We start from the raw sequence: 18,281 nt of genomic DNA on the forward strand, positions 1-18,281 counted from the left end.
AATGACTAAGGCTGCTTTCCATTTCTACGTGTCAAAATCTTATCCATCAAGGGGTTAGTTAGCTTAAATTCTGGCCCCATCACAGCATATAACTCTCCAAACTCGTCTACAAAAAACTTACTTCCTACGCCCCGCACATCCTGATCAAAATGCTGGTTGTACTCTCGGCTAGTGAGCCATCGAAAAAGCGTTTGCTGCTCCGGACCTTTTTTTACTTTCATTCCCTCAAGAATAAGAAAAGTCCTGTCTGCAGTTCTGTATAGCTGTTTTAATTGATCCTCATTGCCCCTTTCGAATCCGGCTTCTTCTGCTGGGATACCGATGACAGCCAGCGAATTGCGGTAACGGCCTTGCAAGCCCTGTATTTGCTTAAGGCTAACGGTAGTATCATTTGCCGATAGCGGCAGCACGATAAAAAGCATTTTCATACCCTTAAACTCAGATAGATCTACCTTTTTACCATCTATGGATTTCAGCGGAATGCTGTAGATATCGGAAAAAACACGAAAGGAAACCAATGAAGCCAATAAGAATATGCTTACGAAGTATTTCATATGAAATTATTTGCGCTGTGAGTTTTTTAATAGATACTGATACTGTTGCAGCTTCCGTTGATGGGTACATTGTAAAATGAAGCACCAGAGGAGCCAGAAGTGGAATAATTGCATCCAACATAATAGCTGTAGTTCGAAGTGGTATTGTTGTATGGGGAGATACTTATAAGATAAGTACCCTGTGGTATAAACCCTATCGTTCCACTGCGGTAAGAGTATAGATCGCTCCAGAACGACTCGCCGGTGTTGGTATTATAAAATTCAACATTGAAGCCGGTAGAAGTATTGTTGTAACCACTGATGGCGATATTGGGCTGCTGACACCCACCATATTGGTTAGCCAGCCCTTGTGCATATTGCTGCGCCTGCTGGTCGGCATCCGCCTGCGACACGGCTGAAGAAAATTGGCTGGCAGGTACCGTTACATAGTATGCAACAGGTGTAAGTCCTCCACAGTTTTGTGAGTAGTAGTAGTTATTTATAGCAGCATTCGTAAAAGCACTGCACGCTTCCTGCTGACCGGCATAGTTGTAGCAGAATTTTTTCAGAATGTTTTTATCATGGTCTCTGATGACCACCAGACGGCCCATACCATCATACTCATACGAAGTAGTTCGGTTGTTGATATCGGTTTGGGACGTCATTCCGATTAACGGATCAAAAGTATATGAGATCATGTGGGCTGAACTTGGGTGCAATCGAATGTCATCCAACCAAACAGTGCCCCCTCCATTATTATCTATGCGTACATTCAGATATTTGACATCGGCAGGTACTGTAAATTGTTTTTCAACATAAACCCAATTATTGATCGCCTCTGTACGAACATAATCCACATAAGAGAAGTAGGGAGATCCAGTAGGCTGATTGACGTGCATAAACAGATACATATCTACCGAAGGGCCATTACTATATACCCATCCAGAGAGCTTAAACTTGGTAGGTCCACTCAAGCTAACGTTTAAGACCTTGTTGCTATGACAGAAGCGCTCAGCAGAATTAGGGTTATCAATGCGTGCCGATACTCTACCTGCTCTTGATTTAGCTGCATCATACGCGCTTACAGGCTTGTCTCCATGCTGGGGCGCGAGGATGCCATCCCAACCGCCGTCTTCAAAAGAGCTAAAAAATACTTCTTCTGCTTTAGCATTAATTGCTTCGGCTATGGGATAATTTTGATTGTATCCCCAGACATATGATTTCGAAAGATCATACTCCTTGTGTAGCCGGAGAACATTTCCTTCTGTATCATACTGATCAAAAGTTATCTTGGGTTTGTATGCAGCATTTTTCACAAAAGCATTACTGGAAATGCTTGATCCAGAACCAAATGTTGTAACAGGAATCGAAGATAGGGTTTCAAGCTGCCATATTTTATCCGGATATGGCTTGTTAGGCTTGAATGTCACTATGGTGCCATTGATTACACTTGAAGTGGTTGTGGCACCATTGACCACCTTTTTTACCTGATACTGCTCAATCGGTACGCTTACCATGCTTTTATCCATCAGGTGCTTTATTCCTTGAGCTTCCGTACCTGTCGGGATACCATTAAAAATATAATTGAACGGATACTTCGTATAGCTTATCAAACGTTCCTCGTAGCTGTTCACTCCTTCGCTTACTACCTTTTCACTTTCGACTGGCAGCAGGTATAGCGGATCCACGATGGTTCTTGTTTCCTTGACTATAGCTCTATTGAAATCGCCAACATCATAAAGCTTTTCGGTGGCTTGTGTTAGTTTGTAAACACCGGTTTTGATTGGATAGTAATTGAATGCATAAATGGGTAACATTGACATATTCCGGGTATTCACATAACATTGTCCTGATGATTCGCCATTAATATTGTATTTCTTGACCAACATCAGGCCTATATTTTGTTCGTAGGCGTTAAACAACTGATAACTATTAAGGGTCGTGGAAACAGCATTTCCAGCCGAATTGTAAATATTCTTACTTGTTAGATGCCCTCGCTTCCAATGGTTAGACTGTCGATGAAACAAATTATTGGCAGAGTAGTACAACAAATAGATGTTGTCCGGTTCCGGATTTCCATTATCATAAACATAATGTGTCCTTCCGTTATTGGACGCCTCAACACCGTCATACTCAGTCACATTGGGATATACAACCGGCGTACCCTCATAGCCATCGATCTGCATAGAACTTACCGAGCTATAAGTTCTCAAATTATAATAGCAATTTTCCATACCTGTGTAATTCCAGACGTTGTCGACTGCAGACATGAAATAACCCAGATTATTGTAAAACATTTTTTTTCCATTACCGCTTCCATTCAATCCATACTTGTAAGTTTTAACGATAGGAGCGTCATTTCCTGAAGCATAGCTGGCTATTCTCTTTACTCTTAGCCCTCCCGCATATTTGATTTGCCCTTCCTCATACTGATGGGTTTCAAAATCAAACTCCGTATATCCCTTGGTTGGGTAAGTGATTCTTTTCAAAACGCCTTCCTTCATATAGGCTGGATCGGTATTCCTATTAAAAGCCCCGCCTATGTATTGAGTTGTAGCAGTACCTGCCTGTGTAAAATATATAGCCTGACGTGGGATCAAATTTGTGTTGTTAGTTGCACCGTTATAATAGCCCCAGTAATCTTGGGCATAAAAATCAATATTGGAGTCCCCACTAAAGCTATTGGTATGATAAGCAAAACTATATTCTTCGACTACTACTCCATTGGAGCCCATCACCTGAACTTTGTCAAGCTTTAGCTTCCAATCTTGCAACAACCCGCTCTTTGCTTTCGTAAAGTATGAATAGACAAATTTTATGGTTTTAACGAGTGTATAGACCGTTCCGTGCAAGGAGTAAATTTTTATATATTCTAGACTCCTTTGCTTTTCAAAAATGTCCGTACGATAAGTGGATGATTGAACAAACTCTATCTTACCATTTTCAAAAAATATATTCGAAAGATATTTGGTGTTTGTACGATAGCTAAGGCTTGTCTCAATGGGACTACCGATCGTTGCAATTGGTGACGAACATCCAGTTCCTGAAGCACCAACATCATCTATCACTTCAATTCTGTGCTGACGCGAATGCTTTTGCACATCATTTTCTCCAGTAACATAATTAAAAATTACACTCTTAGTTTGGTCAGCGGATTCAATTTTATCCAACAACCATGCTGTTGGATAAGGGGTGCTTTCCTCTGTATATGCTCCTGTTCCACCAAATGTACTTTCTGTATTGCCAAATTGGTAAGTTGTTCCAGCTTCGTCACGTACTTCAAACTTCGATAAAGAGTTTGAAGTATTTGTTTTAGTTATTTTTAGGGGGTCATAGGGAATTGTAGTGGGTTGAGCGGCGCCTTGTTGATATAAAAAACGACCACTTCTCCCTGGTATCGAATAAGAAAATTCATCAGGCTGGAAATCGGTATATCGATTAAGAATATTTTGAAAGGTCTCTACATCACATTGTTGTAGGTTTAGGTTCATCTGACCTGGCTTATTGAATAGACCTTCAAGTTTTTCGTCTGCCAAACCCCTAATGTTTCTCGTAATTATTCCTCCTGCCTGAACTGTCCATCCTAGGCCCGTCCAGCTTGCTTGTTCTTCATACCTAAAACCGCCAGCATGGTAGGAAAGACTCACCGGCACTATTAAACCACCACTCTTTATCTCATAAAGAGGAATAGAAATTGAAGGAACACCAGTGTACAGATTTACAGGAAACTCCGAATATTTAAATAATGCTGCAGCATTGGGTGATAGCGGCGTTATTTGTGGCGCCTTAATCTGAGCGCCCATTGCACTACAGATGAAACATGCAGCAAATAACAAATACAACCTCCTTTTTACAGAAGATGCTAATTTGTATCTCATAAACAAGTCAGTTAAACTTTAAACAGTCAGTTTGATAAATTTATTTCAATGTATATCCCACTCTCCAAACTATAGCCTGTGTCTTCGGAAGCTGGTGATAGGAAAGGAAATCCCACAATAGCTGCATATTACCCCTTACCTTTTTGGAGATAGCATACTTCTTCGTCAATCCCAGTAGGCCACTGCTCTGCCAAGCACTATAGTTTTTTAATACATCAATAGTTTGGAACGCACTTCTATAGTTTTGCTCATAACCACCGCTGATATAAATACTTCCTTTTAGCTTTATATCAACATAGCTCCTGAGCCCCACGCCTTGATGTGAAAGTGCAATATGATTCCATCCCCTGCCCCATCCTAGCTTATACGATGCCCCTAGACCTACTACACTCTTATCATTGACCTTGTAGCCAATGGAAAATCCTAAATCAGAAGAAACCGGGAAAAATTGCCGTGCTCTTTGGCTTTGCATGTTTCCACCCCATTCTAGCCTTTTTAGAAAGGGCTTTGTTTTTTGGTCATTTGGTTTAAAGCCATCTGGCATCTGTACATCGGAGGAAGAATTCCCAAAGGCACCACTGCTATATTGGGCTGCCTTACTTTTCAGCTCATTTAGTTGGGCTTGCGCCTGCCCAACATTTTCTTGTAGCATATGTGTTACATCTGTACCAGAGCCAAAGCGATTTTGCAAAGTTTGCTGGATAGATGACCGGGTTTGAAGCCCCTGCAAGGAAACACTTCCGCCAATATCATCTGCGTCCGCAGGCATCGGAAAAAGAGCTGCCAGTTGTGAGTTTTTGCTCATGAAGTCCTGAAAAAGCTTTGACTTACTTAAAAGCTCCAGTGCTTTATGCTCTACTTTTTTGCGGTCATTTAACAAGGCTTTGAATTCAGCAACCTGTGCTGTATAGTAATAAGCCTGCTTATTAAGTTTGTTCAATTCCTCAGCTACAGGAAGCCCTTGGAGTTGTTCTTTCAACTGGAATTTCCGATTCTTGATGAATGATTTTAATTCTTCAGTCCATTGTATGGAGTTCTGAAGCCGATTTACCGAGTTTAAAGAAGAAGATAGTTTTTCGCTTGTTCCTTTTGCATTTTTGAGCACGTCTTGATTGGCAGAAAAAAAGTTAAGCGACGTTTTTAATGTATCCAAGAATGGAAGGTATTCAGACGGAACAGCAGTCTCCTTTTGTTTTAATCTTTCTTTGAGGGTAGAATATCGCTCCTTTGATTCCTGCATACCATCTTTACCTTTTGAGGAATCAATCTTGGACACTTTACTCCACAATCGCTTTTCACCCTTTTCCAGTGCAGCTATTGTTTTCTGTGTGGCTTTATCAAGCTTCTTTTCCAGCTTGCTTACACTTTCCATGACTTCAGCGAAGTATTCTTTCGGTAGTTGCGCTAAAGAGCTATCCTGAGCTATTGCTCGCGGCATTGAAAGCAGCTGTACGAATAGAAATAGCAAAACATACGTGGAAAGCAGGCGCATAAGCAGTTGGTATATAATGATCGCGTTGGAGTGAGAAGCTAACCTACTTTGATAGTTTTAGCAGACACGTCCTTTTTGAATTGGTAAACCAAAGCTATTGACAGACGAGCCTAATACACATACCATATTTATGTGATATTTTCGATGTCTAAGCCACCACTATAATAAGCTCAGCTCTACTAAATGCAAAACTTCAAAAAAACGAACTCATCCATTCGCTTAATGCCTGATACCATTAGGTATTTCTAAACTATGGAAATAATGAAGCTTTTCCCCTTAGACTTAGCCATCAAGAAGAAAATAAGGATGCCATAGTTTATCACAATAAAGCTATTGATGATCGTATCTACTTACGGATGTCTTGCACCATCAAAATCTACTTACATCCTCATAACAAGTTTTATATGCAATGAGCGACTGCCCTTATACCCTATTACCGAAATCCAACAAAGTATTGCACTTTTAATTTTCCATATATTTTGCGTCCCATTATAAATGTTCTCCCCAGCGGACGTTTCAATCCGAACCCCCTTAGAACGCTATAATTGAACCTAAACCAATACAATAGAACTTAAACCTTACCTTATATGCCCCTCAAATGGATATTATTTCACTATCGATTTCGACTTCTTCAATTCTAATGGCACATCGGATTGATAGCTTGCAGGAGTACTGATCTATTTTGAACAATACACAAACAAGGCTCACTAATGAAATTAGAATCCCCAATCACCTTGTTTCCAAATACAATTTCCGCAACCTAATACGCAATGGCTTTTCCCTTCTACCTACAAGTGAAATAGATAAAACCACAATCGGTCGCTATGCTGCATTTGATATCAATTCCACTGAAAAGCGCTGCAACCTAACGCCCATTGCCTATGCACCTGGCAACAAGCCACTAGTCTCTTCTTTTCATCACGTCTTTTCTTTAGACATTACAGGCTCCATCACTGGAGAAAAATTCTTCAACTTCAAGGAATGAAATACGCTAACCATCGGAGGTAGCTATACTTATGTAGGTGGTGGCTACAACTTCAATGATGTCAACAAACCGGACACATCGGAATACCTAAGGCTTTATGATGGCTTAAACACACAATTTGTTGGTAAGTACACTGCATCCATCAGTGGAGCCAGGCCTCCAAGCCTATCGCCGAATTGTTGGACAGCATTGATAACAGTGGCTTTCGTACCGATAGTTTGAAGCTCGTCAAGGCTTACTTGGATAAGGTAAAAGATTATGAAGAAAAGCTTATCAATGAACGATGGTCATATACAGTTTACAAAAGCGGCCTTCACTTCTATAGCGATGTTTACCTGAAACTTGCCCGAAAACATACGCTATCAGATATTTCTACCACAAGGCAATGGAACAAAATCACAAGGATCAATGAAACGATTTTTTTGCCTCTGAAAATAAGGGTGTTTATACATTTGATGATGCTAAAACACGGCACACCCAAAAGCTTTTGTTTTTTGGTGTGCCGTGTTTTATTGCATTATTTGATGATGCTAAATTCTCAACTACAGTAATTAGAAACAATAGACCTCAGGTATTGATCATCAAGGACTTTGCAGACATTTTGGATATCGGTTTGGATCTGAAGTACAATAACGTTGGATTTATAAAGTCTGGTACAAAAAACAGCATCAGCCGAATTGAGACTTACAATTTGGGCTTTTTATTCCTACTAAAGGACAAGGACAGCAAGAGCCTTGTAAACATATAGCCTTTTTACCAATATCGCCGGTATGTAGACTACGAAAAGTAGTACGAAAACCTCTAGGGGATACGTTTCAGCATTCCATTAAAAATGTTCTATAAAACGGAATGAAGCAGAATATGTTTAGAAGCTTTATCGTCGTGGCTTTGGCTGTACTGCTCATAACAATGCCTAGGTGCCTCAGCCTGGCGTGAATGGATCATGATAGGCCAACGGAATCTGATTTTGATACAATTAGTTCAAACGGTGGTTGCCCACAAATTGGCCTACAAAACCTGAACCCGAGGCAACAATGAGCTATCCAGGAGGCTATGCAGGATGTTTGTTCAATTTTTCACAGCCAGGAGTTCTAAGACCGAGTTAAGGCTAGAAACTAACTGGCAGGCTGTGCGCTTAAAAATGGAAAGGCAGACAGTATTTCAGGAGTAGAAGTCTTTAGAATGCTCATGCAAGGCATACCCAGATATTCGGTTCATCCAAGGAAGCCATGGGCGGTTGTGGTGCAGACTCAAACAGATTAAGACAACCTCGTCTTTGATAAGGTGGCTATCACCCCCAGAAGAATTGAAGGATCGTATTCTGGTATTGAAACCATCAGATCAGGTTTGGTCAATACAATAGCTCTTGAAATAACACATACTACTTTCTTCAAGTTCAAAAATTATGGGCATGGAAAGGAAGGCGGCCCTGATTATGTTATAGTTAGCTATGGTGTTGGCGATTTGGTGGAAAAACTTTGATCAATCAAGCAAACCAAACAATAAAAACGGTACTGAAGGAAAGGCTTGCTAAAATCTAAAACCTATCTCAAAAATCGATTTGGCTATGTATGTTCTTTGAGTGGTTAATTAGAAAAAGTGAATTATCAAATGGGGTGTTTATTTAAGCGACAGAAAATAGATAGTATTGGCGCCCTTTATTTCAAAGACAAAGCGCAGAAAGGATGGGAAGGGGCGGCCAAGGCGTGATCCACGGGAGGTTATGAATGCCATCATCTGGATATTGTTCTCCAGTTCACCCTGGTATCTGCTGCCGAAGGAATATCCGCCGTATCAGACCTGCCACCGATACTTTCAGCTCTGAAATAAAAAGGGCGTGATGCAGAAGATGCTGGGAGCCTTGAGCCTGTATCAGACTTGCAAAAGAAAAACACAGATGTGGATGTAGCCCATGGGAATTTTTCTTCGGCTAAAAGGGGGCGACAAAATCGGAAAGGCCAAGCGGGGCAAAGATTCTAAGGTAATGGTGGCTGTTACAAAAAGGAGCCACCCGTTGGCAATTAGCGTTTTCTCCGCCACACCATTTGAAAGTACGCTGCTGGAGCAAACCATCAAAGAAAGGTTCAACAAGACCAAAATGCGGCGGGTGGTGTCAGACCAGGCCTATCACAGTGATCCGCTGGACAAGCAGCTTAGAAGAAAAGATATTGAAATTATTTCACTGCACAAACGCAACCAAAGAAAGCAAAGAACCCAAGATAGACGGCCCCTACGTCATTGCAAGCACCGATGGAGCGTAGAGCGCTTCTTTGCATAGTTGCACAATTATCGAAAATGTGTGGTGCGTGATGAAAGAAAAGCTGACAACTTTCAAGGCTTTCTTTACCTCGCTGCCATCATTATGCTTTTAGAGATTATCTCAAAAAAGGTTTTGAATAGGTATGGGCTTTGTGGATTGGATTAGAAAAGTGAGTTATGAAAGGTGGTGTTTGTCTTAGTGATGGTGAATGGGCTGCAGTAAGTGATTTGCTGCCTAAACAAAAGAAGCGATAAGACGGCAAAGGAAGGCCTCGGCGCAACCCAAGGGAAGTGCTGAACGGCATTATCTATATTCTGTTTTCCGGTGCGCCCTGGCATCTGCTGCCTGCTGAGTACCCGCCCTACCAAACTTGTCACCGGTACTTTCAGGCATGGACAAAGGCTGGTGTGTTCAGGAAAATGCTTACGAGATTAAGCGCTTATCACAACGGTAAAAGCCGTAAGGCACAAACAGCATTCATCGACGGCTCTTTTGCCGGGGCAAAAAAAGGGGGCTTTGGCGTAGGCAAAACAAAGCGCGGCAAGGTCTCTAAGATCATGGCAATCACCACAAGGGATAGCCGGCCACATTCGGTACATGTGTTTTCAGCCACTCCTTTTGAAGCCACTTTGGTGGAACAAACCTTCAAGCATCGCTTTAGCAAGGCCAGAATCGGTAAGTTGGTTGGTGATAAGGCTTATGACAGCGATCCATTGGACAAACGGATGAAGCGAAGGGGTATTGAACTTATTGCACCGCACAAAAGAAACCGCAAGCGAAAGAAAACACAAGATGGAAGAAAGCTAAGGCCTTACAAAAAGCGCTGGACCGTAGAAAGGTTCTTTGCCTGGCTGCAGAACTATAGGCGCTGTTTAGTAAGGTGGGAACGAAAGCTCGAAAACTTTCAAGCGTTCATATTTCTAGCTTCTGTCATTACCCTATTAAGGTATTTTTAAGATAGCCTCTAGGTATTTTTGAGATAAGTTATAGAAAGAAACGCAGTGTAATCAATATTGAGGTAACCTAGTAAATGTTTAAGGATCATAATCAATAAAATCAATTCACATTATCCACCTCCGAATCATACATGTACATTACTTTTTCGCCATTGAAATAGGTGGTCAATTCGCGTCGACCTAATGTGGTCAGCTTCATCGGCGCGCACAACTAAAAGCAGCTAAAACCATACTTAAAGCAACCAAAAGAATACCCAGTTATTTTCCGATACAAAACTTACTGAAAATAAAATTCAACTGGTCTTCATTCGTTACTTCACCGGTGATCTCGCCCAAGTAATGTAAGCTGCGGCGAATATCCAGCGCCAACAGGTCGCCAGGAATGTTTGCATCGAGCCCTGATAGTATATCCTGCAGCGACTGCTGTACCTGTTGCAACGCATGAAAATGGCGTGCATTAGTTACCACCACATTTTCACCTAAGGATGCATTCTCTAAAACTGCCGCTACCATGCGTTGACGCAGGGTGTCGATGCCCATGCCGGATTTAGCGGCAATCATCAATATGTTCTGACCAAACTTCAAATTTCCCCCCGTTTCCTGGTCGGCTTTATTGCCCACGAGCAAGTGGCGAATGCTTTCACGCTCCAATTCATGCGTTGCCTCCAGCAAGCTGTCGGGAGTGTTATCGGTTGCGTCAAATAAATACAGTACGAGGTCGGCTTCGCGGCGCTTTTGCAGGCTGCGTTTGATGCCCACCGCTTCAATGGCATCGGCGCTGTGGCTGCGAATACCGGCTGTATCGATCAACCGGAACAAAATGCCATCGATGTTCAGTACTTCTTCAATGGTGTCGCGTGTGGTGCCCGGTATATCGCTTACAATTGCCCGCTCCTCATTGAGCAATGCATTAAGCAGGGTCGATTTTCCGGCGTTTGGTTTGCCAATAATGGCTACGCTTACGCCGTTACGGATCACGTTGCCCAATCGGAACGATTGCAGCAATTCGTTGGTTTGATCCAGTATCTGGCGCACCAGGTTCTTGAGGTCGGTGCGGTCGGCAAACTCTACGTCTTCCTGCGAAAAATCAAGCTCGAGTTCGATCAGTGCAGAGAAGCGGATCAGCTGTTCGCGCAACGCTGCCAGCACGGTTGAAAAGCCCCCGCGAATATTGTGCAATGCTGTTTTTTGCGCAGCCCCGGTTTGGGCTGCAATCAGGTCGGCAACGGCTTCGGCTTGGGTAAGATCAAGTTTGCCTGCTAAAAATGCCCGTTGGGTGAATTCGCCGGGCTTTGCCAGCCGGGCTCCTGCCGCCATGCAGGCATCGAGTACACGCTGTTGTACAAAGGGAGAGCCATGACAGGAAATTTCCACCACATCTTCGCCCGTATATGAACGGGGATTTTTAAACAAGGAAACCACTACTTCATCCAATACTTCGCCTTGCCATTTGATACTGCCCACATGAATGGTGTGACTTTGTTGCAGGTGCAGGTTTTTTGATGGGAAAATGGCATTGGCCACATCAATGGCTTTTGAGCCGCTAAGCCGCAACACACCAATGGCACCCACGCCGGGCGGCGTTGCCAAGGCTACAATGGTATCATCCCATCCGGAAAGCTTACTGTTCATACAGGGCAAAGCTAAACCAGCGGAACCAGTGATTTATAGGATTATTGAAGGATTTGTATGATTAGCTAAAACGGGTGGGAAATGCAACGCGACGATGAGGGAGCAGTACAGAGAATATTATACTTGTTTACACCAAACCGTATTATGTAATCGTCTTAAATAGGATATGTCATGCCGAATTTGTTTCGGCATCTCCTGCCCCCTGAGTTTGCGCATTATAAAGGGTTTGCCGAAACAAGTTCGGCATGACAACCCAAAGGTGCAAAACAATACTTGCTAGCGTTCGATTTGTATTTAGAACCTTGTGTTTGACCCAAAAAGTCCTTTAGCTTTTTGAAGCATCCATATTAACCCTTGCAAATCGCACAAATCACCGGTAAAAGAGAAGCCCCCTACTTGCGCAGAGGGCTTCTCAATATTCAGGTGGCGTTTTTAAGAAACTTATTCTTCAGCAACTACGAAAGTGATGGGCTGCTTACGGTAAGCGTTCACGTTCCGTCCGTTCTGGATGGCAGGCACCCATTTAGGACCACGTTTAATCACCTTAACGGCTTCATCTTCCATGCCGTAACCGTGTTTGGTCAGGGCTTTTACGTCGCTTACGCTACCGGTTTTGTCCACGATAAACTGAACCACAACCTGGTAAGATCCCGGAGGCGCTCCGTTATCTACAGGGGTGCTTGCGTTCAGGTTACGTTCCAAGAAACGGCGCCAGGCGCTTTCACCACCGGTAAAGGAGGCGTCCACTTCCACCTTTTCAAAAACTTTGTTTTCGTCTTCTACTTTGGGGGCTTCCACAACCTGCTTACCGGCATCGACAACCGGCGGCGCAGCAAAACCTTCATCTTTCACACCTTCCTGGCTGATGATGTCGATCTTGGTGTCTTCCAGTTTCTCTACTTCAGGTGGAATGTCCTCTTTCTTCACCTCTTCATCTTTTACGATTTTAGGCGGGGTGAATTTGGTCATTTCCACTTTAGGTGGTTCCTGCTTGGGCGGCGGCGGTGGCGGAGGCGGCTCCGGTTTTTTCTCTTCTTCCTGCTTTATTTCTTCCAGTACCACCTCGTTGGAAATTTCCAGTTTAGCAGTATCGTCTTTCAACGAAGCGGAGATAAAAGCATACAGGAAGAGTGCGGCAGCGATCCCCGCAGTAATCGCCAACGCCACCCAAATGCGGCGGTTGTACGTTTTTCGGAGTTCGTAAGCACCGTAAGACTTGTTCCTGTTCTCGAACAGGATGTCCAGGATGTCGGCACTTAGAATTTTATTTGCTTCCATGCTCTTTGTTTAAAATAGGTTTCTTTTTTCTTGAACTACTATTGTGCAGGGGCCGGCGCCGGGGCTCCACCACCTTCGGTAGCGGTAACCAGCTGCTGCTCTACGTCAGAAATGTCAACTAATGCAAAGCGTTTTACTTCGTTGATCGCCATTTCATCGAGCATGTCCACCGTGTTTTTGTAGTTCGCTTCCGGACTGGGCTTGATCACAATCACCAAATCTTCGATGTTGGTGCTGCGCTTTTTGTCCATGATCACTTTACGAATGCCGGTTTCAGGATCAAAGTTTGTCGACTTGAAGTTAGAGGCATCAGGTGCCAGCTGTCCTTCGTAGTAGTAAACGTTGTTTTCCTTGCCCAGCATTACGGTAAGTGCTCCCGACTCTTTCGCTTTGTTTTGCTCTTCAGGCTTTTCGGTATCCTTTGGCATGAACAGGTCCATTGTTGCAGGCGTGCTCATGGTAGAGGTAAAGATGAAAAACGTGATGAGCAGAAAACCCAGGTCCACCATCGGGGTCATATCCACACGGGTCGACTGACGCTTCTGCTTTTTGACGCCAGGCCCTTTCTTGTGGCCACTATCGCCACCACCAGTATCTAATGAAGCCATACCGTTTGGTTTGTTTGTTTGAAAAATCGGGTTTACTTAACTGCGTTACGGCTCTTAAACAAATCGGTACCCATGGGCACGTCTTCCGGATTGGTTACGAGCTGGAACTTGTAAATGTCGTTCTTTTTAAAGGCTGCCAGTACGTTCTTGAAATCAGGATACTTAGCATTGTTATCGCCTTTGATCAGGTAGTTGAGTTTACGGCCTGAAAGAGCGGTAATCGCGTCGCGGATCCAGATGGTCAGTTCGTTGTTGGCGCTATCACGCACCGGGATGCCCGGTTGCTTGATATCTTTTTGCCTGTCGGCCGGGGTACCCAGCAGTTGCTTGAGCCCGGTAAACGGAACGCCTACGGAATAGGTTTTTACAAAATTCTGCATCTCCGCATCGGTCAGGCCCAGGTTACGGGTCGTGTTGAGGTTGCGGATTACAGAGAGTTTCGACTGCGGATCGTTTTCCACCAGCATGGTAAAGAACACCCGGCCGGTGCCATCCATTTCCACCAGGATGGCGTCATTCGCCGGCAACTCCTTTGTCGACACCGAGTTGGGCGTGGTAATTTCCACGGGCTCCGGTGGCTTCATCTTTGTTGCCATAATGAAAAAGGTCAGAATCAGGAACGCGATGTCCACGAAGGGCGTCATGTCCGTTTCTGCACTTTTCTTTGCAATTTTTACTGCAGGCATGTTTAGAAAAATTTAGAATGAGATGCACAGGTTTCCACTATTCCACAAACTTTTTGCAGCTTATTTGTACAGCGATGCAAAAGATTGGGTTAGGGTGAAACCAGACTCATCGATACCGTAGGTGATGGCGTCAATTTTAGTAGTAAACACGTTGTACATTACCAGGGCAATAGCCGAGGTACCAATACCCAGGGCAGTGTTATACAGGGCTTCAGAGATACCTACCGCCAGGTTGGAGGCTGCTCCAGCACCACCTTCTTCACCAAGGGCAGCAAACGAACGGATCATACCCATTACCGTACCCAGCAGGGCTACCAGGGTACCCAGCGATACGATTGTAGACAGGAACACCAGGTTCTTTTGCAGCATAGGCAGCTCAAGCGCAGTTGCTTCTTCTACTTCTTTCTGGATCGACAGTACTTTTTGATCAGTGTCCAGCTCGGTGTTGCCAATCATTTCTTTGTAGCGACGCAGGCCAGCTTTCATTACGTTGGCTACAGAGCCGCGTTGCTTGTCGCACTCAGCCAGGGCAGCATCTACGTTGCGGTTGGCCAGGTGGTACTGCACTTTGCGGATGAAGTCAGCAATGTTGCCTTTACCCAGCGCTTTTTGAATGGTCAGGAAACGCTCAATAGAGAACGCAATTACGATCAGCAATAAACCAATCAGCAGGGGTACAATGATACCACCTTCATAAATGGCGTGGAACGCATCTTTCGGTCCGAGGTGGTGGGGCCAGAAACCACCGGCTGCATCAGGCTGCTTGAATCCATCGGGGTTGCCCATCAGAAATCTCCAAATGCTGTAACCAGCTACGATACAAAGTACGGGAGCTATCCATGAAATGGCATTGCTGCTTTTCTTCGGTTGCACAGAAGTGGACTTCACATTTGCGGTTGTTGTGGTTGCAGTCGGTCTAGACTCTGCTGCCATGGTCATTAATTTTTAGTGATGTGAAAAAGGGTTTTTGTTTGCTTTTGTTTTTTCAAGTGCACAATTCTAAGGAAAAAAAGTGTGAAATGTGATGAAAGGTTTAAAATTTTCAACTGTAGTTGCTCAGTTCATAATTATTCTAAATGCAATGATTGGCGCGGCCGTTTAAATGCAGGCAAGCTACATGTTTAAATATTGTTATTCGTAGCGCAAAGCTTCGATGGGATTTAGTTTACCGGCTTTCCAAGCAGGATACAAACCGGCGCCAAGGCCTACCAGTGTGCAGATGATGATGCCATACCCGATCCAGTCCCAGGGCACCACAAAACCCGTGGAGAGCACTGCTGAAAACAAATTGCCCACACCCACGCCCAATACAATGCCAAAGAAGGCACCGAGTATAGAAATAATAATGGCTTCAAATAAAAACTGCATCCGCACCATTTTGCTTTTGCCACCAATAGCCTTTACCAGCCCCACTTCCTTGGTGCGTTCGGTAACAGAAACCAGCATAATATTCATCAACCCGATGGCTGCGCCAACAAGTGTGATGAGACCAATAACGGTAGCCGATATCGTTAAAAAACCAAGGCTGTTCATCATTTTTTCTGCAACGGCATCGGCACGGTCCATAGCAAAATTGCTGGCCTCGGTCGTGTTCAATTTGCGCACAGCGCGGAACAATCCTTCGGCTTCGCCCATGGCATCTTCTACCGTCGAATGATCAGTAGCCATTACGCCAATCACGTACGAACTGGTGATGCTGAAATTACGTTGAATATTCCGGTATGGTGCAACCACCACATTATCGCGGCTAAAGCCAAATGAAGACCCGCGGCTCGACAATACACCAATGACCCTGTATGGGATGCTATTAATCCGTACAACGGCGTTTACGCCCCTTTCCGGGCGGTTTTGAAACAGTTTTTTGGCAACGTCGTAGCCCAGCAGGCAAAAGTTGCCGCCCGACCGTATATCCTGCCGGCTGAAATTGCGGCCGCCAATGAGGTTAAACCCATTCAGGGCAAGATAGTTGTCGTCGGCGCCAAACACAAACACGTTGGGCGATGTTTTCCTTGAATTAAAATTGATGATGGCGTTGCGTGTGGCCAGCACCGACAAACCCACTGTTGCCGGAAACTTATACCGGCTGGCAAATGCAGCGGCCTCTTCGTCGGTGATGGGTTTGCCCAGGTTTGATTTCTTTTCCTTGCGGGCGCCTTTCTTGCTCAGCGTCGACTCGGAGCCACCGCCACCAAAGCGTATGTTGCGTTCTTTAAAGCGGATGCTGAAGCCCGTAGCGCCCATGGTGGAGAAGCTTTCCGTCAGCTTTTGGTTCATGGCTTTAATGGCCGTTATAATGCCCACCAGCGCCATAATGCCAAATGCAATGATGGCTACGGTAATGCCGGTGCGCAGCTTGGTACTGCGCACAGTGCGCCACGAGAGGGAAAATGTATCGGAAAGATTCATGTAGGCTAATTGGCTCTAAGTTAGTAAGAAGACGGGAAAGACCGGAAAGTCGGAAAAGACGGTAAAGATTTTTGCTGTTAATAAAAAATGTCCTGCGTGTTTTGAGTAATTAAGCTCAAAATCACGCAGGACATTTGTAAACGAATAAATTTTCTTTTCCGACTTTCCTGTCTTTCCCGTCTTTACGGTCTCCTAAAAGTACAGCCAATACGTCAGCACATTCGGAAACACGCCCAGAATGATGGTAACAGCGGCCACGCCAATCAGCGTGTACCGGAAACCGGGTGTGATATCAAGGGCCAGGGTTTGATTGCTTTCGCGGAAATACATGGCCTGTATCAACCGGAAATAATAGTACACCGAAACGGCAGCCATCAACACGGCAAATACCACCAGCCAGATGTTGCCTTCGGCAATGGTTGCCCGCAACATCATGAATTTGGACAGAAAGCCAGCCGTTAACGGAATGCCTGCCAGCGACAGCAGGAATATGACCAGTGTAGCCGCTACCATCGGTTGCTGGCGTGCAAAACCATTGAAGCCATCAAAGGTTTGGTCTTTCATTTTTACCAACACGGCAAAAATGCCAATGGTAGCCAGCGAATAAGCCGCAGCATACAGCAGCAGGCCTTCTTTCGCATCGGAGTTGAGTGCATAAATGGCCATCATCATAAAGCCGGCCTGCGCAATGGATGAATAAGCCAGCATGCGCTTAACGCTTTGCTGAAACACAGCGGTGATATTGCCAATGAACAAAGTAGCCGCGGTAATGATGCCCACCAACACTTTCCATTCGGTTTTAATGGCGCCAAAGCTTTCAGCAAACAAGCGCATGAATGCAATGAACGCAGCCGCTTTTACCACCGTAGCCATGTACGAAGTAAACACGCTTGGTGAGCCATCATACACATCCGGCGTCCAGAAATGAAAAGGCGCCGCCGATACTTTGAACGACATGGCAAACAACAGGAGCATGAGGCCTGCAATGAGCAACACGGGAATATTGGCCAGGTCGTATACATAACCCTGCAGGTTAAATGTGCCGGTAGCACCATACAACAAGGCAATGCCCATCAGCATCAGGCCCGTTGAAAAAGAGCCCATCAAAAAGTACTTCAGCGAAGCTTCGTTGCTTTTCAGATTACGCTTGTCGGCGCCGGCCAAAATGTACAGCGGAATGGACATGATTTCGATACCCAAAAACAGGAGCAAAAGCGATTGAAACGCTGCCGAAATAGCAACGCCAGCGAGTATAAAAAAGATCAGTGCAAAATAATCGGGATAGTTGCGGCCCACCTTTTCCATATCACGTGACGACAGCAGGAAAAACACCAGCGTGGACACCTGCGCAATAAGGATAAACAGGAGTGCAAAGGAATCAAAAGCCAGCATACCGGCCGTATTTACCTGCACAATGTGTACGCCACGCAGCTCCAAAAATGTAACCACAATATTTACCAACGACAGTAAAATTGCAAGACTGCGAATGCTGTTATTGGTGCGCAGCAAGATGCCTGCAAACATCATGGCAACACCGCTCAGCGCCGAAAAAATTAAAGCGTTCATA

At 44.5% G+C, this 18,281-nt stretch carries 13 protein-coding genes; 3 read left to right on the plus strand and 10 right to left on the minus strand.

The window, feature by feature from the left end; translation table 11 throughout:
• Positions 1-5: 5 nt before the first annotated feature.
• The 3 genes from EPD17_RS19250 to EPD17_RS19260 are packed head-to-tail and all read right to left on the minus strand — an operon-like array spanning position 6 to position 5,903.
• Positions 6-554 carry a thioredoxin domain-containing protein gene (locus EPD17_RS19250; RefSeq protein WP_132056087.1) on the minus strand — a complete coding sequence of 183 codons (549 nt, stop codon included), beginning with the start codon at positions 552-554 and terminating at the stop codon, positions 6-8.
• 26 nt (positions 555-580) lie between these two features.
• Positions 581-4,411, minus strand: a complete 3,831-nt coding sequence (locus EPD17_RS19255) for an RHS repeat domain-containing protein (RefSeq protein WP_132056088.1) — start codon at positions 4,409-4,411, stop codon at positions 581-583.
• Positions 4,412-4,451: 40 nt separating this feature from the next.
• Positions 4,452-5,903, minus strand: a complete 1,452-nt coding sequence (locus EPD17_RS19260; RefSeq protein ID WP_132056089.1) for a hypothetical protein — start codon at positions 5,901-5,903, stop codon at positions 4,452-4,454.
• A gap of 2,633 nt (positions 5,904-8,536) precedes the next feature.
• Here EPD17_RS19260 and EPD17_RS20440 point away from each other — a divergent pair.
• The 3 genes from EPD17_RS20440 (at position 8,537) to EPD17_RS19275 (ending at position 10,104) form a co-directional block, all read left to right on the plus strand.
• Positions 8,537-8,713 (plus strand): transposase, encoded by a 177-nt coding sequence (locus EPD17_RS20440; RefSeq protein ID WP_165929673.1) that lies wholly within the window; start codon positions 8,537-8,539, stop codon positions 8,711-8,713.
• 87 nt (positions 8,714-8,800) lie between these two features.
• The gene (locus EPD17_RS19270) at positions 8,801-9,166 is read left to right on the plus strand and encodes a transposase (RefSeq protein WP_132056090.1); all 366 of its coding nucleotides are present in this window, start codon (positions 8,801-8,803) and stop codon (positions 9,164-9,166) included.
• Positions 9,167-9,438: 272 nt separating this feature from the next.
• Positions 9,439-10,104 carry an IS5 family transposase gene (locus EPD17_RS19275; protein ID WP_132056091.1) on the plus strand — a complete coding sequence of 222 codons (666 nt, stop codon included), beginning with the start codon at positions 9,439-9,441 and terminating at the stop codon, positions 10,102-10,104.
• 258 nt (positions 10,105-10,362) lie between these two features.
• Here EPD17_RS19275 and mnmE read toward each other — a convergent pair whose 3' ends face one another.
• The 7 genes from mnmE to EPD17_RS19310 all read right to left on the minus strand — a co-directional run bounded on the left by mnmE (position 10,363) and on the right by EPD17_RS19310 (position 18,280).
• A complete protein-coding gene (gene mnmE, locus EPD17_RS19280; RefSeq protein ID WP_132056092.1) occupies positions 10,363-11,736 on the minus strand; it encodes a tRNA uridine-5-carboxymethylaminomethyl(34) synthesis GTPase MnmE in 1,374 nt (457 codons plus the stop codon).
• A gap of 441 nt (positions 11,737-12,177) precedes the next feature.
• Positions 12,178-13,014, minus strand: coding sequence for an energy transducer TonB (locus tag EPD17_RS19285; protein ID WP_114236414.1), 837 nt, complete (start codon positions 13,012-13,014; stop codon positions 12,178-12,180).
• A 38-nt stretch (positions 13,015-13,052) separates the two neighbouring features.
• Complete coding sequence (locus EPD17_RS19290) at positions 13,053-13,622, minus strand: ExbD/TolR family protein (RefSeq protein WP_114236413.1); 570 nt, start codon at positions 13,620-13,622, stop codon at positions 13,053-13,055.
• A 32-nt stretch (positions 13,623-13,654) separates the two neighbouring features.
• Complete coding sequence (locus EPD17_RS19295) at positions 13,655-14,308, minus strand: ExbD/TolR family protein (protein ID WP_114236412.1); 654 nt, start codon at positions 14,306-14,308, stop codon at positions 13,655-13,657.
• 60 nt (positions 14,309-14,368) lie between these two features.
• Entirely contained in the window at positions 14,369-15,196 is an 828-nt protein-coding gene (locus EPD17_RS19300) for a MotA/TolQ/ExbB proton channel family protein (RefSeq protein WP_240040680.1), read from the minus strand.
• Between the two features lie 243 nt (positions 15,197-15,439).
• Positions 15,440-16,714, minus strand: a complete 1,275-nt coding sequence (locus tag EPD17_RS19305; RefSeq protein ID WP_114236411.1) for an ABC transporter permease — start codon at positions 16,712-16,714, stop codon at positions 15,440-15,442.
• Between the two features lie 192 nt (positions 16,715-16,906).
• Entirely contained in the window at positions 16,907-18,280 is a 1,374-nt protein-coding gene (locus EPD17_RS19310; protein WP_132056093.1) for an NADH-quinone oxidoreductase subunit N, read from the minus strand.
• Between the last annotated feature and the right edge of the window lies 1 nt (position 18,281).

The sequence above is a fragment of the Pseudocnuella soli genome, from assembly GCF_004347775.1.
Taxonomy (GTDB): Bacteria; Bacteroidota; Bacteroidia; order Chitinophagales; family Chitinophagaceae; genus Flavisolibacter; species Flavisolibacter aquaticus.

What these genes read in the sequence shown, in the direction of transcription:
- EPD17_RS19270 (WP_132056090.1), top strand. Translation starts at nt 8,801, where the DNA reads ATGGGAATTTTTCTTCGGCTAAAAGGGGGCGACAAAATCGGAAAGGCC.
- EPD17_RS19260 (WP_132056089.1), bottom strand. Translation starts at nt 5,903, where the DNA reads ATGCGCCTGCTTTCCACGTATGTTTTGCTATTTCTATTCGTACAGCTG.
- EPD17_RS19290 (WP_114236413.1), bottom strand. Translation starts at nt 13,622, where the DNA reads ATGGCTTCATTAGATACTGGTGGTGGCGATAGTGGCCACAAGAAAGGG.
- EPD17_RS19295 (WP_114236412.1), bottom strand. Translation starts at nt 14,308, where the DNA reads ATGCCTGCAGTAAAAATTGCAAAGAAAAGTGCAGAAACGGACATGACG.
- EPD17_RS19255 (WP_132056088.1), bottom strand. Translation starts at nt 4,411, where the DNA reads ATGAGATACAAATTAGCATCTTCTGTAAAAAGGAGGTTGTATTTGTTA.
- EPD17_RS19250 (WP_132056087.1), bottom strand. Translation starts at nt 554, where the DNA reads ATGAAATACTTCGTAAGCATATTCTTATTGGCTTCATTGGTTTCCTTT.
- EPD17_RS19305 (WP_114236411.1), bottom strand. Translation starts at nt 16,714, where the DNA reads ATGAATCTTTCCGATACATTTTCCCTCTCGTGGCGCACTGTGCGCAGT.
- EPD17_RS19310 (WP_132056093.1), bottom strand. Translation starts at nt 18,280, where the DNA reads ATGAACGCTTTAATTTTTTCGGCGCTGAGCGGTGTTGCCATGATGTTT.
- EPD17_RS19285 (WP_114236414.1), bottom strand. Translation starts at nt 13,014, where the DNA reads ATGGAAGCAAATAAAATTCTAAGTGCCGACATCCTGGACATCCTGTTC.
- mnmE (WP_132056092.1), bottom strand. Translation starts at nt 11,736, where the DNA reads ATGAACAGTAAGCTTTCCGGATGGGATGATACCATTGTAGCCTTGGCA.